This is a genomic window from Stenotrophomonas sp. YJH_SMC_58 (assembly GCF_059369635.1).
On sequence record NZ_JCAFSW010000003.1, the window covers coordinates 214,270 to 234,189 of the forward strand.

Here is a 19,920-nt window from a genome sequence, read left to right on the forward strand (position 1 = left end):
GCGCGGTCCCTGCGATCAATCAAAAAAGAAGGAACGCCTCCGGCTTCAACGGCCGGATGGCGGAGTGGTGGAATCGCGAACTATCAAGCGGGGAACCAGGGTCTGCTTGTCCCCTGTCCCATCCGTGGAGGTGCCGTCCATCAACTGCATCAGGCGCGTCATGGCCCGATCGCCGAGTTCGGCGATGCTGACCTGCATGGTGGTCAGCGACGGGTGGACGAAACGCGCCAGTGGAATGTCATCGAAACCGGCCAGGGCGACGTCGGACGGAACGTGGACACCTGCCTGCGTGAACGCATACAGGCAACCCAGCGCCATCATGTCGTTGGCGGCGAACACGGCATCAGGCAGCGCTCCGGCTGCCAACAACTCCTGACCGGCGCGATGGCCGGAAGCTTCGTCGAAATCACCGGGCAGCTCGATGCCTTCGGCGTCACTGCCGAAAGCCGCCAACGCGTCACGGAAGCCACGCAGGCGCTCGCGCGCGTCGAAGTTGAGGTCCGGGCCAGAAATGAAAGCGATACGGCGGTGACCCGCGTCAAGCAGATGGCGGGTCATCGCCATCGCACCGGCATGGTCATCGATGCTCAGCACCGGGTGGTCCTGCCCGGGCAGATAGGTGTTGATCAACACCGTTGGCAATGACTGCGGCAGGTTGTCGGTCAGGAATCCCGGGCTCTCCGCATAGGGCGAGAGCACCAGCAGGCCGTCGACGCGGCCGCGCATGGCGCGCAGGGCAGCGCCCTGCTGCTCCTGGTCACCGTGGTAACTGGACACCAGCAGGTGCTGGCGGCGGTTGCGGGCGACGTTGTCGATGCCGCGCATCAGCTCGGAGAAGAATTCGCCGTACAGGTCAGGCAGTACCACGCCCACCGTATTGGTGCGACGGCTGCTGAGGCTGCGGGCGGCGGCGTGCGGGGTGTAACGCAGCCGTGCGGCCACCTCCAGCACAAGCTGGCGGACCGGTTCGGCGACATTTTCATGCCCGTTGAGCGCGCGGGAAACCGTGGCCACGGAGACCCGGGCTTCGCGAGCGACGTCTTTGATTGTGATAGCTGCCTTGTTCACGAAGCCGCCCTCCACGGCTTGGACCTACCAGCATTGGCGCGGAATGTAAGCGTTTCCATCTGGGCTTGTAAACAGTCCGTTAGGCGAATGTCCTGAAATGGACATGGAAATCTGTCTGTGGCGGGCCCGCAGACGGACCCGCCAGGACAGTGTGGGACAAGGGCTCAGCCCTGTTCTGACGGGGTCAATGCGCGAATGGACAGCGCGTGGATGTCGGTCTCCATCATCGCGCCCAGCGCGGCATAGACCGCGCGATGCCGGGCCAGTGGACCCAGTCCGGCGAAGCGTTCACTGACCACATGCACGTTGAAATGGCCGCGGCCATCGCGCGCACCGGCGTGGCCGGCATGACGATGACTGTCGTCTTCGATTTCCAGCACGCTGGGGGCCAGCGCGTGCTGCAGTGCGTCACGCATCCGCTCGATCCGCTCCGCGTTCACGGCAGGACCTTGCGGAACGGACGCACCTGTACATGGGTGTAGACGCCCGCGGCTACGTAAGGGTCGGCATCAGCCCAGGCCTGGGCCTGCACGAGCGACTCGAACTGCGCGATCACCACCGAACCACTGAAGCCGGCCGGGCCCGGGTCCTCGCTGTCTACTGCCGGGCACGGTCCGGCCAGCAGCAGGCGGCCTTCGTCGCGCAGCGCGTGCAGGCGCGCCAGGTGTTCCGGACGTGCCTGCAGTCGCTGTGCCAGCACGTCCTGGCCGTCATAGCCTTCAATCACATACCACACGGCATTTCCTCGCTTGCGTTGTCGGGTGCGCAGATTCTAGCCAATGCCGCCCTCGCCCCAGCCCGGCTGGACACTGGCGCGACAAAGGCTTACCCTAGACACCATTGCACGTGGCTGGATGCAGCAGCCCGTCGGTTTCTGCGGCCAATGCAGCCCCCGACGACCGTCCCGCTGCTTCGAACCGGACCACCTGGCCGGGCCACGTAGACGACCTCCCCGTAGTTCCGTCGCTGCCGTTTCCTGCGGCGCGTCCTGCTGTTTGATATGTGTGGAATCGCGCCGATCCCGGCGTGTCTGGTGCCGTGGGGCGCCGTGGCGTTGGCCCGGTGAACCCGCTGCCGCGACTGGTCCGATGCAATCCTGATGTCCATTAGATGACTTCCGAACTCGCGCTCGACGCGAACCCGCCAACCCGGCCGCCCGCCCCCCAGCAGCAGGAAATGCCGCTGGCCGTGGTGCATGGGCAACCGGTCCTGCAGATTCCGCAGGACCTGTACATCCCGCCGGACGCGCTGGAAGTCATCCTGGATGCCTTCGAAGGCCCGCTGGACCTGCTGTTGTACCTGATCCGCCGCCAGAACCTGGACGTACTGGACATTCCCGTGGCCGAGATCACCCGGCAGTACGTGGAATACATCACCGTGATGCGCGAGCTGCGCTTCGAGCTGGCCGCCGAGTACCTGGTCATGGCCGCGATCCTGGCCGAGGTGAAGTCGCGCATGCTGCTGCCGCGCCCGGTCAGCGAGGAAGGCGACGAGGCCGACCCGCGCGCCGAACTGGTGCGCCGCCTGCAGGAGTACGAACGCTTCAAGCAGGCCGCCGAGGACATCGACGCCCTGCCCCGCCAGGACCGCGACACCACGGTGGCACACGCCTTCATGCCCGAACGTGCTGCGGTGAAGCTGCCGCCGCCGGTGGACCTGAAGGAAATGCTGCTGGCCCTGCACGACGTGCTCAAGCGCGCCGAGCTGTTCAGTGGCCACGCCATCAAGCGCGAGGCGCTGAGCGTGCGGCAACGCATGGGCGAAGTGCTGGGCCGGCTTGAAGATGGCAAGTTCTACCGTTTTGAAGGGCTGTTCACCGCAGAAGAAGGCAAGCTGGGCGTGCTGGTCACGTTCCTGGCGGTGCTGGAACTGGCCAAGGAACAGCTGCTGGACATCGTCCAGGAAGAGCCGCTGGCGCCGATCTACGTGAAGTCCCTGGCCGCCGGCAACACCAATGCCCCGCTGCAGTTCAGCAGCGAGTTCGACGACAACGACGCCGCCAACGAGAACGAGTGAGCGCTGACTGCCGATGGACCAAACGCTGATCAACCGCATTGTCGAGGGTGCCCTGCTGGCCTCCAGCCAGCCGCTCACCCTGGCCCAGCTGAAAGACCTGTTCCCGGAAGAGGAGCCGGCACCGCCGGGCAGCATCGAACGTGCGCTTGAGCGCCTGCGCGAAGCCTGCGAAGGCCGTGGCGTGGAACTGGTCGAGGTCGCCTCCGGCTTCCGCTACCAGGTGACCGGCGAAGTGCATGGCTGGATCAGCCGGCTGTGGACCGAACGCAAGACCCGCTATACCCGTGCCACCCTGGAAACCCTGGCGCTGATCGCCTACCGGCAGCCGATCACTCGTGGCGAGATCGAGCAGGTGCGCGGCGTGGCGGTCAGCAGCAACATCATCCAGGCGCTGGAGGAACGCGAGTGGATCCGCGTGGTCGGCCACCGCGACGTGCCCGGCAAGCCTGCCCTGTTCGGCACCACCAAGGGCTTCCTGGACTACTTCGGCCTGAAGCGCCTGGACGAGTTGCCGCCGCTGTCGGAACTGAAGGACCTGGGCGAGCTGGAACCCCAGCTGGCCCTGGACCGCGACGCACCGGCCGCCGCCAGTGCCGAGGGTCCTGACATTTCAGCTGGCGCCGATGGCGCTGCTGCCAACGATGACGCCGGTCTGGCCGGCAGCGACACCCCCGATTCCGCCGACGCAGCGTCTGCGTCGGCTTCCGATGAGCAAGCACCTTCGCCCCTTGATGATGGGCACCCCGATTCCGCGCCGGGCGAGCGCGCGGTGCCCCTGAACGAACGCGAAGACAACGCCGTCGCGATGACGACCGTGGCTGTTGACCAAGCCGATTCCGAACCAGAGGCCGACCCCGAAACCGTCGGCCGGAGCAAAACTGATGAGTGACACCCCCCGTAACAAGCTCTCGCTCAAGCGCGAAGCCACCTCCGAACAGTTCAAGCTGGAAGAGCGCCTGCACAAGGTGCTGGCCCAGGCCGGCCTGGGTTCGCGCCGCGCGCTGGAACAGCGCATCGCCGAAGGCCTGGTCAAGGTCAACGGTGAAGTCGCGCAGACCGGCATGTCGGTCAAGAGCGGCGACAAGATCGAGCTGGATGGCCGCGGCTTCGTCGCCACCGCCCTGGCCGAACCGTCGCGCGTGCTGGTCTACAACAAGCCGGAAGGCGAAGTGACCACCCGCGAAGACCCCGAAGGCCGCCCGACCGTGTTCGAATCGCTGCCGCCGCTGAAGGGCGCGCGCTGGATCGCCATCGGCCGCCTGGACATCAACACCACCGGCCTGCTGCTGGCCACCACCGACGGTGAACTGGCCAACGCCATGATGCACCCGTCGTTCGAGGTCGAGCGCGAGTACGTGGTGCGCGTGCGTGCGCCGGAAGGCGAGGAAAAGGTCTCCGACGCCATCGTCGACCGCCTCAGCCGTGGCGTCGCGCTGGAGGACGGTCCGGCCAAGTTCGATGAGATCGAACGCATCGGCGGCACCGATTCGCACGACTGGTTCCGCGTCGTGGTGAAGGAAGGCCGCAACCGCGAAGTGCGCCGCCTGTGGGAATCGCAGGGTTGCCAGGTCAGCCGCCTGAAGCGCACCCGCTACGGCAAGGTTAGCCTGCCGCGCGAACTGGCCCGTGGCCATTCGGTGGAACTGGGTACCGCCCAGGTGGAAGCGCTGCGTGCGCAGCTGAAGCTGGAAGAAGGCGCACCGTCGGCTCTGACCCTGCAGCCGGTGATCGGCCAGCGCCGCGCCGCCAAGACCACCGTGCGCGTGCGCGAAGGTGGCCGCGGCAATGCCTACGTCAATGGCCACAACACCGCTGACGAAGGTCGCGAGCTGCGCCGTTTCGACAACGTCCGCGAAGACCGCGGCCGTGGCCGCGGCGGCAAGGGCGGCGGTTTCAAGGGTGGCCTGACGGTCAGCGGTGAAGCAGCAGCCAAGCAGTCGCAGAGGCCGTTCAAGCAGCGCACCCAGAAGAACGACCGTTCGCTGCCGGAAGGCAACCCGGCCGCGTTCCGCACCTGGTACGTGCCGGATGGCGTGAGCACGGGCCCGAGCGGCCATCGCAATGCCGGTCCGGGCGCGCGCGGCCCGGGTACCCGTGGTCCGGGCGCAGGCGGCCAGGGCCGTCCGTACGGCAAGCCGAAGGGTCCGGGCGCCGGTGGCGGACAGGGCCGTGGCGGTTTCGGCGGTGAAGGCCGTGGCGGCGCAGGCGGCCAGGGTCGTCCGGCCGGTGCCGGCAACCGCTCGCAGGGCCAGGGCAACAAGCACCCGTATGGCCATCCGGGCAATGCCCCGAGCTTCCCGTCCGACCACGCCACGCCGGGCTTCAACCCGTATGGCAGCCCCAAGCCGGCGCAGGGCGCCCGTCCGGGCGGTCGTGGGCCGGGTGGTGGCAACCGTGGTCCGGGCGGCAATCGCGGCCCCGGCGGTCCGGGTGGCAACCGTGGCCCAGGTGGCCCCGGCGGCAACCGCGGTCCGGGCGGCCCGCGCCGCAGCGGCCCGCGCGGCGGCTGATCACCAGCACGCCTGAAATGAAAAACCCCGGCGCAGGCCGGGGTTTTTCGTTGAAAAGGGGACGGAGGGGATTAAGTCGTTTTTGCCACGGCCTGTGTCAAAGGGGCGAGAGCGACTTAATCCCCTCCGTCCCCTTTTGCGTGGCGCTGGAACGCGGCGGGTGTGGTGCCGGTCATGCCGCGGAAGAAGGCGATGAACGGGCTCTCGGCGGAGAAGCCGGTGTCCTGCGCCACGTGCGCCACGCGTTGGCCAAGCAGCAGCAACTCCATGGCCCGCATCAGGCGCCATTGCTGGCGCCAGGCCTGGTAGCTCATGCCGGTATCACGCTGCATCAACCGGCCGACGGTACGCGCGCTCAGGCCCGTGCGCGCGGCCAGCTCCCCCAGTTCGGGCGGCAGCTGTTCGGCCACCGGGAGGCACCGTGCGATCCGCGGATCACGAGGCAGAGGCAGGTCCATCGGCGCCACCGGTGCAGCAGCGATTTCCAGCACGCACAACGCCAGTTGGTGGTGCGCGCGCGGCGACTGCCAGTCATGGTCGAACGGCGCCTGCGCGATCGGCTCCAGCAAGGCCTGCAGCAGCGGCCCCACGCCGATGATCGCAGGCTGCCGGGGCAGCTGGGCCGACAGCGCGGCGTCGAAGTACAACGAACGGTAGTCGACCGCCTGGCGCATCTGCGCGCGATGGAGCAGCCCGCCCGGAATCCACGCGGCACGCGCGGGCGGCAGCAGGCTGATGCGATCACCGTAGGTCAGGCGCGTGCAGCCCTGCCGGGTGTACAGCAGCTGCGCGCGTGCATGCTGGTGCCAACCCGAGTCGTGATCCGCCAGTGAGGCTGCAATCCCCAGCACCGGAGCACTCCAGGCATCGGCGTCGAAGTGCGCGTGCGGCTGCAACCAGGCCATGTCTGATTTCATACATTCGATGACAGGATAGACAGAGTGCGCCATTGCGGACGCGACCACAATGCGCGGCCCTGTTCCTGGAGCGCCCGCATGTCGCGCCGCCTGTTGTTGCTCACCATTGCACTGCTGATGTTCCCGCAGTTGGCACAGACCCTGTACAGCCCGGCCCTGGCCGATCTGGCCGAACGCTTCGCCCTGCCACCGAGTGCCGCCAGCCAGGCCATGAGCCTGTACCTGTTCGGCTTCGCTGCAGGCGTGCTGCTGTGGGGGCGCCTGGCCGATCGTATCGGTCGTCGCCCTGCCCTGCTATGCGGCCTGGCCGTGTTCGCACTGGCCGCCTGCGGCGGCCTGCTGGCCAGCACCTTCGGCCAGGTCCTGCTGGCGCAGGCACTGGCCGCACTGGGTGCGGCGGCAGCCTCGGTGGTAACCCAGACCGTACTACGCGACCACCTGCAGGGACCCGCGTTGGCGCAGGCGTTCTCCTGGATCGGCATGGCCCTGGCCCTGAGTCCGGCCATCGGCCTTGCACTGGGCACGCTGCTGGTCGCCGCCCATGGCTATGTCGGCGTACAGTCCGGCCTGCTGCTGATCGCTGCCCTGCTGGCAGTCGCATGCCTGACGGGCCTGCGCGAAAGCCGCCCTGCACAGATCCCGCACGCGCCCATGCTGCCGCTGCTGCGGGAACTGCTGCGCGATCGCTGGATCTGGTCACACGCGTTGCTGGTGATGGCCTTCAACGTGGCGATGTACAGCTGGTATGTGCTCGGCCCCTTCGTGTTTGCGCGCCTGCACTGGCCAGCCACCTGGTTCGGCGCCAGCGGCGCGGTGCTGGCACTGGGCTCGGCACTGGGCGCGTGGGGCAATGGCCGCCTGCTGCGTGCAGGCGTTGCCGCAACCACGCGCATCCGCATCTCCGCAGGACTGGTCCTGACGGGAGGCCTGCTGGCCGCGCTGCTGCATGATCACCCTGCCCTGATCGCGGCGATGGTGCCGGTGGTGACGGGCTTCGGCCTTGCCATTCCCAATGTGCTCGGCCAGGCCCTGCGCGGCTATCCACACTGTCTCGGCAGCGCAGGCGCGCTGTTCGGCCTGCTCTACTACCTGTTGATCGGTGCGGCGATGGCGCTGGTCGGTGCAGTGCAGATGCTGGCACCGACCGTTATCGCGTGTGGCCTGCTGGCGCTCTGGCTGAAGCGGGGTCGGTCAATTGACGGCGAAAGCCCGGGACGTGCAGCGCCTCGGTGAAGAAACCGCTCCTGCGGCCATGGGGACCCCGGGTCCCTGCCCCGGGGCCAGGATCAGCGGGCAACCGACTACTGGACGTTGATCACTTCGTCCATCGGCGCCAGGAAGTTGCCGGCATTGTTGCGCGACGCCGAGATCACGTAGGTTCCAGGCGTTGCGATGGTCGCGGTGCAATGTCGGATCGGCGTGGTGTTGCCACCGTCGAGATTGTCATTGGTACGGCACAGGAACTGGCCATTGGCATACACCGAGAAATTACTCGTTCCATCCACCTGGCCGCCCCCTGTGATGTAGATTTCCGAGGGCGAGCCCGCCACACGCGGCAAGGTCCCAATCTCGAACCGGGACGTCACGGGATGCGGCAACAGCCTTGGACAGGACACGACGATTCCGCTGTCGGACAGGCAGACTTCGGCGTGGGCGATGGCGGGCGCGGCGATGAGGGCCACGAGCAGCACGGACGTTCTGAGCTCCATTCAGCGTCTCCTATGATCCCAGCAGAATCGCTGGGATGTCCCTGTTATTCACTGCAGGGTTACTGCGGGATCAAGGAAACGTTAATCGCTGCGCGCACACAGCCCCCGGATCACGGCGGGATCCCTTCTGGGCGGGGACATTGCACGCCTGCGCTGGGGCTGCCACCCATCCCTTCCTGATGACTTCACGTCGATGCAGGATGCCCACCATCGCGCAGCACATTTCGTGCCTGTCCCAATGTTCACACCCCGGGTTAGGAATTGCTGCAAACACGAGGTGTTGTGCACCACGCCCGGAATTCACATCCGGTTGCTGGCTATCGTGCGCGCGCTCCCACACAAGGCAGATGCCCATGATCACCATCACCGCCGAACAGGCCCGCGCCAACGTCGATGCCGCCAAGCGCCCGATCGAACTGTTCTACCGCGATCTCGACAACGCTATCCAGATCGGCTCGGAAAATGGCCGCCGCTACATCGTGTTCGGCTTCAGCCAGGTGATGGCCAGCGAGCAGCTCGTCGAAGATGTGGTCGCACAGCTGCTGAAGAATGGTTTCGGTGTCGAACGGTTGTTGAGCGATTCCGAACAGCACTACATCCGCATCAGCTGGGGAACTGCCGCGCCGTCGCGCCTCAGCGCCGGCTGAGGGTGAACGCGGTGCCGTCCACGCCCAGATCCCAGCCCTTGCCGGTACCGGACAGGGCCAGCGAGATGTCGCCCTTGGTCATCACCTGCGCGTTGCTGGACTTCACCGCACCGGCATGCGCGCCCACCGAGGCGTAAGTACCCAGCAGCTCGTTGACGCTGACTGCGCCGGTGAAGCTGCCACGTCCGTTGGTGATCTTCGACTTGCCCACGGTCAGGCCGCCGCCCTTCATCTGGATGCGCACCGGCATGCTGGCGCCATTGCTGCAGGTGACCGTGCCATTGCCGGATGCAGTCTTGTAGATCAGCGACCAGCCAGAGAGGTTGTAGCGCAGCTCGCAGTCGAGGTTGCCAGCGGCGTGCGCGGCCGGGGCCAGCGATGCGGCAGACAGGGCAAGCAGCAGGGCGAAGGGCTTGTTCATGGCAGGACTTCCAGTTCGGTCGGACTGCCGGCGAATCTAGCAGCGCGCGCGTGCACGTTGGATGCAGGCGCACGCGCTGGTGCAGCAGTGTTCAGGCCGTCGCTCAGGCCTGTTCGTCCAGGTGGAAGGCATCGGCATCGAGCATCGCCGGGAAACGCGCGCGGTGTGCGGCCAGCGCCTCGGCCGAGATGGTGGTGGTGACCACCTGTTCGCGTTCGCGGATTTCCACCTGCGGCTGGCCCAGGAAATCCAGCACCGCGCTGTCGCCTGCGTAGTGCAGCTGGTTGCCATCGACGCCGACGCGGTTCACCGCCGCCACGAAGCACAGGTTCTCGATCGCCCGCGCACGCAGCAGGGTCTTCCACGCATAGGCGCGCGCCGACGGCCAGTTGGCGACGAAGATCTGCAGGTCGAAATCCAGCTGCTGCGGACGCTCCACGTTGTAGCGGTTGCGGCAGAACACCGGGAAACGCAGGTCGTAGCAGACCTGCGGATTGATCCGCCAGCCCTTCCATTCCACGCTCAGGCGGTCGCGACCGGCGGCATAGCGCTCGTGCTCGCCGCCGTAACGGAACAGGTGGCGCTTGTCGTAGTACTGCAGGTCGCCATCGGGCGTGGCGAGCAGCAGGCGGTTGTAGACGCCCTCGCCGTCGCGCAGCTGCACGCTGCCGATCACCGCCGCGTTCAAGGTCCTGGCCTGTTCGCGCACCCAGGCCACGGTCGGGCCGTCCATGCCTTCGGCCTGGGCAATGGCGTCGTTGGAGAAACCACTGGTGAAGGTCTCCGGCAGGATCACCAGGTCGGTGGTGCCGGCCAGCGGTGCCAGCAGCGCGCCGTAGTAGGCGCGGTTGCCGGCCGGATCGTGCCAGCGGGTGTCGCCCTGGACGAGGGAAATGCGCAGGTCCTGCATGTTCAAGCCTCGCTCAGAGCAGGCGCAGGCGTTCGATCGCCGCGTCCATCGTTGCTTCATTCTTGGCGAAGCACAGGCGCACCAGGCGCTGGCCGGCCGGCGGGTTTTCGTAGAACGGCGACAGCGGGATCGCGGTCACGCCCTTCTCGATGGTCAGCCACTTCACGAACTCATGGTCCGGCAGGTCGCTGATGGCCGAGTAGTCGACCAGCTGGAAGTAGCCGCCGGGGACCGGCAGCGCCTTCAGGCGGGTGCCGACCAGCTGCTCGCGGAAACGGTCGCGCTTGGCCTGGTAGAACGCGCCCAGCTCCAGGTGGTGTTCGGGTTCGTCGCGGATCATCGCGGCGAAGCCATACTGCGCCGGGCCGAAGCTGGTGAAGGTGTTGTACTGGTGCACCTTGCGGAACTCGGCGGTCAGTGCCGGCGGTGCGATCGCATAGCCGATCTTCCAGCCGGTGCAGTGATAGGTCTTGCCGAAGCTGGAGATGACGAACGCGCGCTCGCGCAGTTCCGGGTAGCGCAGCGCCGATTCATGGCGGCGGCCGTCGTAGATGATGTGTTCGTACACCTCATCGGAGATCAGATAGATCTGCGTGCCACGCAGCAGCTCGGCCAGTGCCTGCATGTCCTGCGCCGACAGCATCGCGCCGGACGGGTTGTGCGGGGTGTTGACGATCAGCATGCGGGTGCGCGGGGTGATCGCCGCACGCACGCGGTCCCAGTCGACCGCGAAGGTCTGCGGATCCAGCGACACATGCACGGCCTTGGCACCGGCCAGGTCGATCGCCGGTTCATAGCAGTCATACGCCGGGTCGAGCACGATCACTTCCTCGCCGGCACGCACCACGGCGTGGATGGCGTTGAAGATGGCCTCGGTACCGCCACTGGTGACGGTGATCTCGCTGTCCGCATCGACCTGCGCGCCGTAGCAGTCCAGCGCCTTCTGCGCGATGGCCTGGCGCAGCGGCGCCACGCCGGTCATCGGCGGGTACTGGTTCAGCCCGGCGGCCATCGCCCTGGCGGTCTCGTCGATCAGGCGCTGCGGCGCCGAAAAGTCCGGGAAACCCTGGCCCAGGTTGACTGCGCCGTGTTCGGCGGCGAGCTGGGACATCACGGTGAAGATCGTGGTACCGACCTTGGGCAGCTTGGTGTTCGGTTGCATCGGCCTGGGCTGTGGGGGAACAGGCCTGCGAGTTTACGCAATCCGCGCGTCGGTAGTGCCGGCCGCTGGCCAGCACCCCTGGGACGATCTGCGACGCCGGGTCGCATCTGCCGGCCAGCGGCCGGCACTACCATCGGCATTCACCGCTACAATTGCCATCGCACTCCGGCATGAAGACCCCTGCCCCTTGAACACCCCTGCATTGCTGGCCGCAAGCGGCCTGAGCTTCTCCCGCAATGACGAGCCGGTGTTCGGCCCGCTGGACTTCCATGTGGACGCCGGCGAAGCCCTGCTGGTGCAGGGCGGCAATGGCGCCGGCAAGACCACCCTGCTGCGCGTGCTGGCCGGCCTGGCCCGGCCCGGCGCCGGCCAGGTGCGGATCGATGGCAAGCCGGCGAGCAATGCCGAACGTGCACGCTACGTGGCCTACCTCAGCCATCTGCCGGCCCTGAAGCCAGACCTGGACACGCTGGAGAACCTGCACTTCCTGTGCGGCCTGCATGGACGGCGTGCGCGGCAGATGCCCGGCAACGCGCTGGCCATCGTGGGCCTGGCCGGTTATGAGGACACCCTCGTTCGGCATCTGTCCGCCGGGCAGAAGCGGCGGCTGGCACTGGCACGCATCTGGCTGTCGCCGGCGCCGCTGTGGCTGCTGGACGAACCCTATGCCAACCTCGACCTGGAGGGCATCACCCTGGTCAACCGGATGATCTCGGCGCACCTGCGTGCCGGCGGCGCTGCGCTGGTCACCACCCATGGCGCCTATGCCGCACCGCCGGTGCGTACCCGCCTGCTCGACCTCGGCGGTGCCGCATGATCGCGCCGGGTACCGAACCAGGCCTGTGGCAGACCGCAGGCGCCCTGCTCAAGCGCGACCTGCGCCTGCTCTGGCGCCGCCGCGGCGATGCGCTGCAACCACTGCTGTTCGCGGTGCTGGTAGTGGTGCTGTTCGCGCTGGCCCAAGGCCGCGAACCACAGCTGCTGGCCGCCACCGCCGGCGCGGTGCTGTGGCTGGCCGTGCTGCTGGCGGGACAGCTGTCGCTGGATTCACTGTTCCGTTCCGACGCCGAAGATGGCTCGCTGGAACAGTGGCTGCTGGCGCCGGTGCCGCTGGCCTGGCTGGTGCTGGTGCGCGTGCTCCTGCACTGGGCGACCACTGCGCTGCCGCTGATCGTGGTCAGCCCGCTGTTGGCCGAAATGCTGCATCTGCCGCATGACCAGCTGCCGATGTTGCTGGCATCGTTGCTGCTGGGAACGCCGTTGCTGAGCCTGATCGGTGGCGTGGTCGCCGCACTGACCGTTGGCATCCGACGCTCTGGTATTCTCGTGGCGCTGCTGTCGCTGCCGCTGTACGTGCCGGTGCTTGTGTTCGGCGCCGGCAGCCTGGCGGCAGCCGGACGCGGGCAGGATCCAGTCGGTGCGCTGCTGATGCTGGGCGCTGGCCTGCTGCTCGCGCTGGTGCTGGCTCCGCTGGCCACTGCCGCTGCAATACGTATTTCTCTAAGTTGACCGAGCTGAGAGCCAATCCACCCCTGCTGGATAGCCGCCACGCATGAATCCGATTGTCCGCTGGTTCCACCAACTCGGTTCGCCTCCCACGTTCGACCGTTTCGCTGCCCGCTGGTCGCGGGTGTTCTACCTCGCGGCGGTGCCGGTGCTGCTGGTCGGCATGTGGCAGGCGCTGCTGGTGGTGCCGCCGGAAGCCAAGCAGCTGGACAGCTTCCGCATCCTCTACATCCACGTGCCCAGTGCCTGGATGAGCCTGTTCGTGTTCGCGCTGATGGCGCTGTATGCCGCCATCGCGCTGATCTGGCGGATCAAGGTCTGCGAGATCCTGGCCATGGCCTGCGCGCCGATGGGCGCCGGCTTCACCCTGATCACCCTGCTGACCGGCAGCATCTGGGGCAAGGGCACCTGGGGCACCTGGTGGGACTGGGACCCGCGCATGACCAGCGAACTGGTACTGCTGTTCCTGTACCTGGGCGTGATCGGCCTGTACCACGCCATCGAGGACCGCCGCAGCGCCGCGCGCGCCGCTGGCCTGCTGGCCATTGTAGGTGTCAGCCTGCTGCCGGTGATCCGCTATTCGGTGGACTGGTGGGGTGGCCTGCACCAGCGCCAGTCGATCAACGTGTTCGGTGAATCGGCAATCAGCAGCGCGATGATCGCGCCGCTGTGGTGGATGGTGATCGGCACCAAGTTCTGGTTCGCCGGTTCGGTGCTGGCCAAGGCCCGCGCCGACAATCTCGACCGCGAGGCCGGCAAGGCCTGGGTCGGCGGCCGTGTCGATGCGGCGCGCGCCTCACGGGAGGCCCAGCCATGACCCACCTGCCCTATGTGATCGGCGCCTACGCCGTATTCGTGCTGGTACTCAGCGCCGATGCCCTCGGTTCGTGGCTGCGCCTGCGCGTGGCACGCCGGCTGGCGCTGGCCCGCCAGCAGCGGCAGCAGACCCGCGCCGGCAGGCCGGACGCAGCTGCGCCGCTGTCGACGGAGCTGGAACGATGACCCCGGTACAGCGTCGCCGCTTGGCATGGGTGCTGCTGGCCCTGCTCGCCTCCGGGCTGGCCACTGCGCTGGTGGCGATGGCACTGGAGCGCAACATCGCCTATCTGTACACGCCTTCGGAAGTGCTGCGCGGCGATGTCGATGCGCAGTCGCGCTTCCGCTTGGGCGGCATGGTGGTGAAGGGCTCCTTCAATCGGCCGGTCGGCTCGCTGGAAGCACGTTTCGAAGTGACCGACGGCGACGCGCAGCTGGCAGTGACCACCTCGCGGATCCTGCCAGACATGTTCGCCGAAGGCACGGCGGTGGTCGCCAGCGGCCGCCTGCAGGACGGCACCTTCGTCGCCGACGAAGTGCTGGCCAAGCACGATGAGAAGTACGTGCCGAAGGAAGTGGCCGACAAGATGGGCGATGCCCACCGCAAGCACGATGTGCCGGTGACGGCCCCCGAGGTGCGCTGAGTGCTGCCCGAACTGGGTCAGATCCTGCTGATGTGCGCATTGCTGGCCTCGCTGCTGCAGGCCGGCCTGCCGCTGGTCGGCGCACATCGCAACAACACGGCATGGATGGCGGTCGCACGGCCAGCCGCGTTCGCGCAGCTGCTGCTGCTCGCCGGCGCGTTCGCGGTGCTGACCGCCGCGTTCGTGCAGCAGGATTTCTCAGTGCGCTACGTGGCCGAGAACTCCAATTCGCTGCTTCCGATGATCTACCGCTATTCGGCGGTCTGGGGCGCGCATGAAGGCTCACTGCTGATGTGGGCGCTGGTGCTGGCATTGTGGACCGGCGCGGTGGCGCTGTTCTCCCGGCACCTGCCGGCACCGGTGCAGGCGCGCGTACTGGCGGTGATGGGCATCGTCAGCGTTGGCTTCCTCGCCTTCCTGATATTCACTTCCAACCCGTTCCTGCGCCTGAACCCGGCGCCGCTGGAAGGGCGCGATCTCAACCCACTGCTGCAGGACCCGGGGCTGATCATCCATCCACCGATGCTGTACATCGGTTACGTGGGTTTCGCCGTTCCGTTCGCATTCGCGGTGGCGGCCCTGCTGGAGGGGCGCATCGATGCGCGCTGGCTGCGCTGGACGCGGCCGTGGACCAACGTCGCCTGGGGCTTCCTGACCCTGGGCATCGCGCTGGGCAGCTGGTGGGCCTACTACGAGCTGGGCTGGGGCGGCTGGTGGTTCTGGGACCCGGTGGAGAATGCCAGCTTCATGCCCTGGCTGGTCGGTGCGGCATTGATCCATTCGCAGGCCGTCACCGAAAAGCGCGGCACGTTCGGCAGCTGGACCCTGCTGCTGGCGATCGCCGCCTTTGCGCTGTCGCTGCTCGGGACCTTCCTGGTGCGCTCCGGTGTGCTGACCAGCGTGCATTCGTTCGCCGCCGATCCCTCGCGCGGCCTGTTCATCCTGGTGTTCCTGTCGGTGCTGGTCGGCGGCAGCCTGCTGCTGTACGCGCTGCGCGCCAGCCAGCTGAGCGTGGACGCCGACGACCCGCGCCGTGGCTTCACCGCAACCTCGCGCGAGACCCTGCTGCTGGCCAACAACCTGCTGCTGGCCACGGCCTGCGCGATGGTGCTGCTCGGCACGCTGTATCCGTTGCTGGCCGATGCGCTGTCGCTGGGCAAGATCTCGGTCGGCCCGCCCTACTTCGGCAGCCTGTTCCTGCTGCTGATGGCGCCGATGATCCTGCTGCTGCCGTTCGGCCCGCTGGTGAAGTGGCAGCGCGACCAACCTTCGCGTGCATTCGCCCTGCTGGCGCCCTGGCTGGGGCTGGCGGTGCTGCTGGGCGCGCTGGCCTGGTGGCAGGCGCCGCAGAACGGCTGGAAGGCCGGTCTCGGTGTCGCCGCCGCGGCCTGGGTCGGATTCGGTACCGCACGCTTCGTCTGGCAGCGCCTGCGTGGCAATGGTCGCTTCACCGCCGAGATGCTCGGCATGATCGTCGCCCACGCCGGCATCGCCGTGTTCCTGGCCGGTGCGTTGCTGGTGGAAGCCCTGAACGTGCAGCGCGAAGTGGCGCTGGCACCTGGCCAGCAACTGGTGGTCGGCCGCTACGAAGTGCGCTTCGAGGGCGTGGACCATCGCGAAGGTCCCAATTTCATCGCCGACCGCGGTCACCTGCGGGTGTTCCGCAACGGCCGCGAACTGGCCCTGCTGCACCCGGAGAAGCGCCAGTACGCCAGCGGCGGCCAGGTGATGACCGAGGCCGGCATCGATGCACGCTTCGACGGCGATGTCTACGTGGCATTGGGCGAGCCGCTGGGCAACAATGCATGGGCGGTACGGGTGCACATCAAGCCGTTCGTGCGCTGGATCTGGCTGGGCGCGCTGTTGATGGCCCTGGGCGGATTCATCGCCGCCGCCGACCGCCGTTTCCGTCGTCCGTAGGAGTTTCCATGTCCGAGTCCCCCGCCCCGCGCCCCTCCCGCCCGCTGCCGCCGGTAGCCATCGTGATCGGCGTGCTGTTTTTCTTCGGCCTGCTCGGGCTGATGATCTACGGGGTTATGAAATCGGGTGATCCGCAGCGCGACGTGCTGCCCTCGGCGCTGATCGACAAGCCGGCGCCAGCGTTCGCGCTGCCGGTGCTGCACGACCCGGAAATGATCGTGCACAGCGACGAACTGCGTGGCGCGCCGTACCTGTTGAACGTGTGGGGCAGCTGGTGCGCGGCCTGCCGCGAGGAACACCCGGTGCTGACCCGTTTCGCCGAGAGCAAGCGCGTGCGCGTGATCGGCTACAACTGGAAGGACGAGCCGACCGATGCCCTGCACTGGCTGGAGCAGCTGGGCAACCCGTTCATGGTCGTGCTCAGTGATGTTGAAGGCCGCACCGCCATCGACTGGGGCGTGACCGCTGCACCGGAGACCTTCCTTGTCGACGGCAGCGGCATCGTGCGCTGGAAGTACAGCGGTGCGATGACCCAGCGCGTGGTCGACGAGAAGCTGATCCCGGCGCTGGAGAAGATCGAGAAGGCCCAGGGCAATGCCGGCAGCACGTTGCACACGGCGCCCTGAGCCCATGCGCTGGCTGCTGGCGCTGCTGCTCCTGATGCTGCCGCTGGCCGCGCTGGCACAGCAGCCGCTGCATGATCCGCAGCCGCTGCAGTTCCGCGATGGCGCCGAAGAACGCCGCTTCCACGACCTGGCTGCGCAGCTGCGCTGCGTGCAGTGCCAGAACCAGTCGCTGGCCGATTCCAACGCGCAGATCGCGCAGGACCTGCGCCGCGAGGTGCTGCAGCTGATGCAGCAGGGCCACGACGACGCGCAGATCAAGCAGTTCCTGGTCGCGCGCTACGGTGAGTTCGTGCTCTATCAGCCACCATTGCAGCCGGGCACCTGGCTGCTGTGGGGCGGTCCCCTGCTGATGCTCGGTGCGGGTGCTCTGGTGGTGCTGGGCATCGTCCGCCGCCGTGGCCGTACGGTCGGCGCCGCAGCGGCCGGCAAGGCCGATGAAGGAGACGGATGGTGAGCCATTGGCTGCCGATGCTGGCCGGTCTGGTTGCTGCGTTGATGGCAGCGCTGGTGCTGTGGCCGCTGCGCCACTCTGGCCGCCGCGGTTTCGTGGTCGGCGTGTTCGCACTGGGCGTGGCCGGTGCCTGCCTGTACCTGCTGGTCGGTGATCCGCGTGCAGCACAGGTGCAACCGACGCCTTCGGTAGCCACCCTGCGCGATGGCGTGCAGGCCCTGCAGGATGCACTGAAGCGTGACCCACAGCGGGCCGATGGCTGGGCGCTGCTGGGCCGGTCGCAAGCCGAACTGGGCAATGCCGCAGCCGCGGCGGACGCGTTCGCGCGGGCCGCCACTCTCGCCCCGGAAGACCCCGGCGTGCTGGTGGAAGCGGCGCAGGCACGTGCCCAGGCCGATGCCGGCAAGCAGTTCGATGACACGGCGATGGCCTGGCTGCAGCAGGCGCGTGCGCTGGCGCCCGATGCCGAGCGTGCCAGCTGGCTGCTGGGTATCGCCCTGCGCCAGCGCGGAAAGAATGCCGAGGCCGCAGATGTGTGGAGCGGCCTGCTGCCACGGCTTGAGCCCGGCGCCGCGCAGGCGCTGCAGGCGCAGATCGCCATCGCCCGTGAAGCCGCCGGTCAGCCGTCCGGTGCAGCCGTTGCGGCGCCACCGGCGCTGTTGCAGGTGCGCGTGCAGTTGCCTGCGTTGAAGGGCACCGAGTGGCCGGCCAGCACCCAGGTATTCGTGCTGGCCCGCGCCGCGGGTGGACCGCCGATGCCGGTGGCCGCACGCAAGCTGCCCTTGGCCGGATTCCCGGCCACGGTCGGGCTGGGTGACGCTGACAGCCCGATGCCAACCGCACCGCTGTCGGCCCATCGCGAAGTGGAAGTGCTGGCACGCATCTCGCGCACCGGCAGCGCCAACCGCAGCGAGGATGACCTGCAGAGCGTACCGGTGAAGGTGAGCCTGCCCCACGACGGTGTTGTGGAGCTGCGCTTCCCGTAACGCGCCGCGGTAGTGCCGGCCGCTGGCCGGCAACCTCATGAATCGTGATGCGCCTGCGAGGTTACCGGCCAGGGGCCGGCACTACCTGCATCGCCGATGGAAACCAGCGTGTCGCCAGCTCCACATGCGGCCCCGCTAGAATGCCTGCATGACCGAATTCATCCCGCCCGGCACCCGCTTCCACGCCCTGCCCTCGCCCTTCCCGTTCAAGCGCGGCGGCGCCCTGCACGGCGCGCGCGTGGCCTATGAGACCTGGGGAACACTGGCGGCCGACGCCAGCAACGCGATCCTGATCGTGACCGGCCTCTCGCCGGATGCACACGCGGCAGCCAACGACGCCAACCCGGCAGCGGGCTGGTGGGAAGGCATGGTCGGACCCGGCAAGGCGATCGATACCGACCGCTGGTTCGTGGTCTGCGTGAACTCGCTGGGCAGCTGCAAGGGCTCGACCGGTCCGGCCTCGCTCAACCCGGCCACCAGCCAACCGTATCGTCTCGACTTCCCCGAGCTGTCGATCGAAGACGGCGCGCGCGCCGCGATCGAAGTCGTGCGCGCCCTGGGCATCGAACAGCTTGCCTGCGTGGTCGGCAATTCGATGGGCGGCATGACCGCGTTGGCCGTGCTGATGCTGCACCCGGGCATTGCGCGCAGCCACGTCAACATTTCCGGCAGTGCGCAGGCGCTGCCGTTCTCCATCGCGATCCGCTCACTGCAGCGCGAGGCGATCCGCCTTGATCCACGCTGGAATGGCGGCCACTACGACGACGACGCATATCCCGAGTCCGGCATGCGCATGGCGCGCAAGCTGGGCGTGATCACCTACCGTTCGGCACTGGAATGGGATGGCCGCTTTGGCCGCGTGCGGCTGGATTCGGACCAGACCGACGACGATCCGTTCGGCCTCGAATTCCAGGTGGAAAGTTACCTGGAAGGCCACGCACGGCGCTTCGTGCGTTTCTTCGACCCCAACTGCTATCTGTACCTGAGCCGCTCGATGGACTGGTTCGACCTGGCCGAGTACGCCGATGGCGATGTGCTGGCTGGGCTGGCGAAGATCCGGGTGGAGAAGGCGCTGGCGATCGGCGCCAACACCGACATCCTGTTCCCGGTGCAGCAGCAGCAACAGGTCGCCGATGGCCTGCGTGCCGGAGGCGCCGACGCCCATTTCATCGGATTGGAGTCACCGCAGGGTCACGACGCCTTCCTGGTCGACTTCGATCGTTTCGGCCCCGCCGTGCGCGGCTTCCTCGACGCGCTGTAGTGGCTTGGCGGCGCAACCTGGCGCTCGCCGCGTTTGGCGCGTTGATCGCGCTGATGGTCAGCGGTGTGCTGCCGCTGTGGCTGGGTGGCTGGTGCATGCTGGCCAGCGCGGTGTCGTTCGCGCTGTACGGCCAGGACAAGCGCGCGGCGCAGCGAAAGCAATGGCGCATTCCCGAACGCACCCTGCAACTGCTGGCCTTTGCCGGTGGCTGGCCGGGCGCGCTGCTGGGCCAGGCGCTGTTCCGACACAAGCACCGCAAGGCCGCATTCCAGGGGGTGTTCTGGTTGTGCGTGCTGGCCAACGTGGCCTCGATCGCGGTGATGCTGCGCGAGTTCTCGCGGTAACCCTCG

General features: G+C 67.6%; 24 protein-coding genes. 16 read left to right on the forward strand and 8 right to left on the reverse strand.

All coding sequences use genetic code 11. The features are described from left to right. Window positions 1-45: 45 nt before the first annotated feature. From AC5P68_RS05615 to AC5P68_RS05625, 3 genes are all read right to left on the reverse strand, one after another. On the reverse strand, window positions 46-1,083 hold the full coding sequence (locus AC5P68_RS05615; protein WP_012480808.1) for a LacI family DNA-binding transcriptional regulator: 1,038 nt from the start codon (window positions 1,081-1,083) through the stop codon (window positions 46-48). 149 nt (window positions 1,084-1,232) lie between these two features. Continuing rightward, the gene (locus tag AC5P68_RS05620; RefSeq protein ID WP_111202829.1) at window positions 1,233-1,484 is read right to left on the reverse strand and encodes a BolA family protein; all 252 of its coding nucleotides are present in this window, start codon (window positions 1,482-1,484) and stop codon (window positions 1,233-1,235) included. A gap of 20 nt (window positions 1,485-1,504) precedes the next feature. Next, window positions 1,505-1,804 carry a YciI family protein gene (locus AC5P68_RS05625; protein WP_005410329.1) on the reverse strand — a complete coding sequence of 100 codons (300 nt, stop codon included), beginning with the start codon at window positions 1,802-1,804 and terminating at the stop codon, window positions 1,505-1,507. A gap of 374 nt (window positions 1,805-2,178) precedes the next feature. Here AC5P68_RS05625 and AC5P68_RS05630 point away from each other — a divergent pair, with 374 nt between their 5' ends. Genes AC5P68_RS05630 through AC5P68_RS05640 form a run of 3 tightly spaced genes read left to right on the forward strand, consistent with a single transcriptional unit; the run spans window position 2,179 to window position 5,594 of the window. Further along, a complete protein-coding gene (locus AC5P68_RS05630; protein ID WP_005410330.1) occupies window positions 2,179-3,084 on the forward strand; it encodes a segregation and condensation protein A in 906 nt (301 codons plus the stop codon). A 13-nt stretch (window positions 3,085-3,097) separates the two neighbouring features. Further along, window positions 3,098-3,973 (forward strand): SMC-Scp complex subunit ScpB, encoded by an 876-nt coding sequence (scpB, locus tag AC5P68_RS05635; protein WP_005410331.1) that lies wholly within the window; start codon window positions 3,098-3,100, stop codon window positions 3,971-3,973. After that, complete coding sequence (locus AC5P68_RS05640) at window positions 3,966-5,594, forward strand: pseudouridine synthase (RefSeq protein WP_049402656.1); 1,629 nt, start codon at window positions 3,966-3,968, stop codon at window positions 5,592-5,594. The genes scpB and AC5P68_RS05640 overlap by 8 nt, the downstream gene beginning before the upstream one ends. A 116-nt stretch (window positions 5,595-5,710) precedes the next feature. On the opposite strand, the gene AC5P68_RS05645 is transcribed toward AC5P68_RS05640, so the two are convergent. Further along, window positions 5,711-6,499: an AraC family transcriptional regulator gene (locus AC5P68_RS05645; RefSeq protein WP_049402655.1), complete on the reverse strand. Its 789-nt coding sequence runs from the start codon at window positions 6,497-6,499 to the stop codon at window positions 5,711-5,713. A 90-nt stretch (window positions 6,500-6,589) separates the two neighbouring features. Between AC5P68_RS05645 and AC5P68_RS05650 the strand changes: the two genes are divergently transcribed. After that, window positions 6,590-7,744: an MFS transporter gene (locus tag AC5P68_RS05650; protein WP_049402654.1), complete on the forward strand. Its 1,155-nt coding sequence runs from the start codon at window positions 6,590-6,592 to the stop codon at window positions 7,742-7,744. 68 nt (window positions 7,745-7,812) lie between these two features. On the opposite strand, the gene AC5P68_RS05655 is transcribed toward AC5P68_RS05650, so the two are convergent. Further along, window positions 7,813-8,220 carry a hypothetical protein gene (locus AC5P68_RS05655; protein WP_033832942.1) on the reverse strand — a complete coding sequence of 136 codons (408 nt, stop codon included), beginning with the start codon at window positions 8,218-8,220 and terminating at the stop codon, window positions 7,813-7,815. Between the two features lie 353 nt (window positions 8,221-8,573). Here AC5P68_RS05655 and AC5P68_RS05660 point away from each other — a divergent pair, with 353 nt between their 5' ends. Further along, window positions 8,574-8,867 (forward strand): hypothetical protein, encoded by a 294-nt coding sequence (locus tag AC5P68_RS05660; RefSeq protein WP_005413984.1) that lies wholly within the window; start codon window positions 8,574-8,576, stop codon window positions 8,865-8,867. Here AC5P68_RS05660 and AC5P68_RS05665 read toward each other — a convergent pair. The 3 genes from AC5P68_RS05665 to AC5P68_RS05675 all read right to left on the reverse strand — a co-directional run bounded on the left by AC5P68_RS05665 (window position 8,854) and on the right by AC5P68_RS05675 (window position 11,360). Next, window positions 8,854-9,288 carry a hypothetical protein gene (locus AC5P68_RS05665; RefSeq protein WP_005410336.1) on the reverse strand — a complete coding sequence of 145 codons (435 nt, stop codon included), beginning with the start codon at window positions 9,286-9,288 and terminating at the stop codon, window positions 8,854-8,856. The two genes, AC5P68_RS05660 and AC5P68_RS05665, sit on opposite strands and share 14 nt — an antisense overlap. A gap of 103 nt (window positions 9,289-9,391) precedes the next feature. Then, window positions 9,392-10,198 (reverse strand): amidohydrolase, encoded by an 807-nt coding sequence (locus AC5P68_RS05670; RefSeq protein ID WP_414498081.1) that lies wholly within the window; start codon window positions 10,196-10,198, stop codon window positions 9,392-9,394. A gap of 13 nt (window positions 10,199-10,211) precedes the next feature. Beyond that, the gene (locus tag AC5P68_RS05675; protein ID WP_414498082.1) at window positions 10,212-11,360 is read right to left on the reverse strand and encodes a pyridoxal phosphate-dependent aminotransferase; all 1,149 of its coding nucleotides are present in this window, start codon (window positions 11,358-11,360) and stop codon (window positions 10,212-10,214) included. A gap of 247 nt (window positions 11,361-11,607) precedes the next feature. Between AC5P68_RS05675 and ccmA the strand changes: the two genes are divergently transcribed. The 11 genes from ccmA (at window position 11,608) to AC5P68_RS05730 (ending at window position 19,914) form a co-directional block, all read left to right on the forward strand. Beyond that, window positions 11,608-12,177, forward strand: coding sequence for a heme ABC exporter ATP-binding protein CcmA (gene ccmA, locus AC5P68_RS05680; protein ID WP_414498087.1), 570 nt, complete (start codon window positions 11,608-11,610; stop codon window positions 12,175-12,177). Further along, window positions 12,174-12,869 carry a heme exporter protein CcmB gene (ccmB, locus tag AC5P68_RS05685; RefSeq protein ID WP_005410340.1) on the forward strand — a complete coding sequence of 232 codons (696 nt, stop codon included), beginning with the start codon at window positions 12,174-12,176 and terminating at the stop codon, window positions 12,867-12,869. Before ccmA ends, ccmB begins: the two co-directional genes overlap by 4 nt. Before the next feature lie 43 nt (window positions 12,870-12,912). Further along, window positions 12,913-13,683, forward strand: a complete 771-nt coding sequence (gene ccmC, locus AC5P68_RS05690; protein WP_033832945.1) for a heme ABC transporter permease CcmC — start codon at window positions 12,913-12,915, stop codon at window positions 13,681-13,683. Next, window positions 13,680-13,868 (forward strand): heme exporter protein CcmD, encoded by a 189-nt coding sequence (locus AC5P68_RS05695; protein WP_414498083.1) that lies wholly within the window; start codon window positions 13,680-13,682, stop codon window positions 13,866-13,868. The genes ccmC and AC5P68_RS05695 overlap by 4 nt, the downstream gene beginning before the upstream one ends. Beyond that, window positions 13,865-14,326, forward strand: coding sequence for a cytochrome c maturation protein CcmE (ccmE, locus tag AC5P68_RS05700; RefSeq protein ID WP_005410343.1), 462 nt, complete (start codon window positions 13,865-13,867; stop codon window positions 14,324-14,326). The genes AC5P68_RS05695 and ccmE overlap by 4 nt, the downstream gene beginning before the upstream one ends. Then, window positions 14,327-16,246 (forward strand): heme lyase CcmF/NrfE family subunit, encoded by a 1,920-nt coding sequence (locus AC5P68_RS05705; RefSeq protein WP_414498084.1) that lies wholly within the window; start codon window positions 14,327-14,329, stop codon window positions 16,244-16,246. An 8-nt stretch (window positions 16,247-16,254) separates the two neighbouring features. Further along, a complete protein-coding gene (locus AC5P68_RS05710) occupies window positions 16,255-16,872 on the forward strand; it encodes a DsbE family thiol:disulfide interchange protein (protein ID WP_005410345.1) in 618 nt (205 codons plus the stop codon). Window positions 16,873-16,876: 4 nt separating this feature from the next. Continuing rightward, a complete protein-coding gene (locus AC5P68_RS05715; protein WP_005413991.1) occupies window positions 16,877-17,326 on the forward strand; it encodes a cytochrome c-type biogenesis protein in 450 nt (149 codons plus the stop codon). Continuing rightward, window positions 17,320-18,309 carry a tetratricopeptide repeat protein gene (locus AC5P68_RS05720; RefSeq protein ID WP_231522874.1) on the forward strand — a complete coding sequence of 330 codons (990 nt, stop codon included), beginning with the start codon at window positions 17,320-17,322 and terminating at the stop codon, window positions 18,307-18,309. The genes AC5P68_RS05715 and AC5P68_RS05720 overlap by 7 nt, the downstream gene beginning before the upstream one ends. Window positions 18,310-18,457: 148 nt before the next feature. Continuing rightward, the gene (gene metX, locus AC5P68_RS05725) at window positions 18,458-19,570 is read left to right on the forward strand and encodes a homoserine O-acetyltransferase MetX (RefSeq protein ID WP_111173144.1); all 1,113 of its coding nucleotides are present in this window, start codon (window positions 18,458-18,460) and stop codon (window positions 19,568-19,570) included. After that, window positions 19,570-19,914: a DUF1294 domain-containing protein gene (locus AC5P68_RS05730; RefSeq protein ID WP_049402647.1), complete on the forward strand. Its 345-nt coding sequence runs from the start codon at window positions 19,570-19,572 to the stop codon at window positions 19,912-19,914. The genes metX and AC5P68_RS05730 overlap by 1 nt, the downstream gene beginning before the upstream one ends. Window positions 19,915-19,920 lie beyond the last annotated feature (6 nt).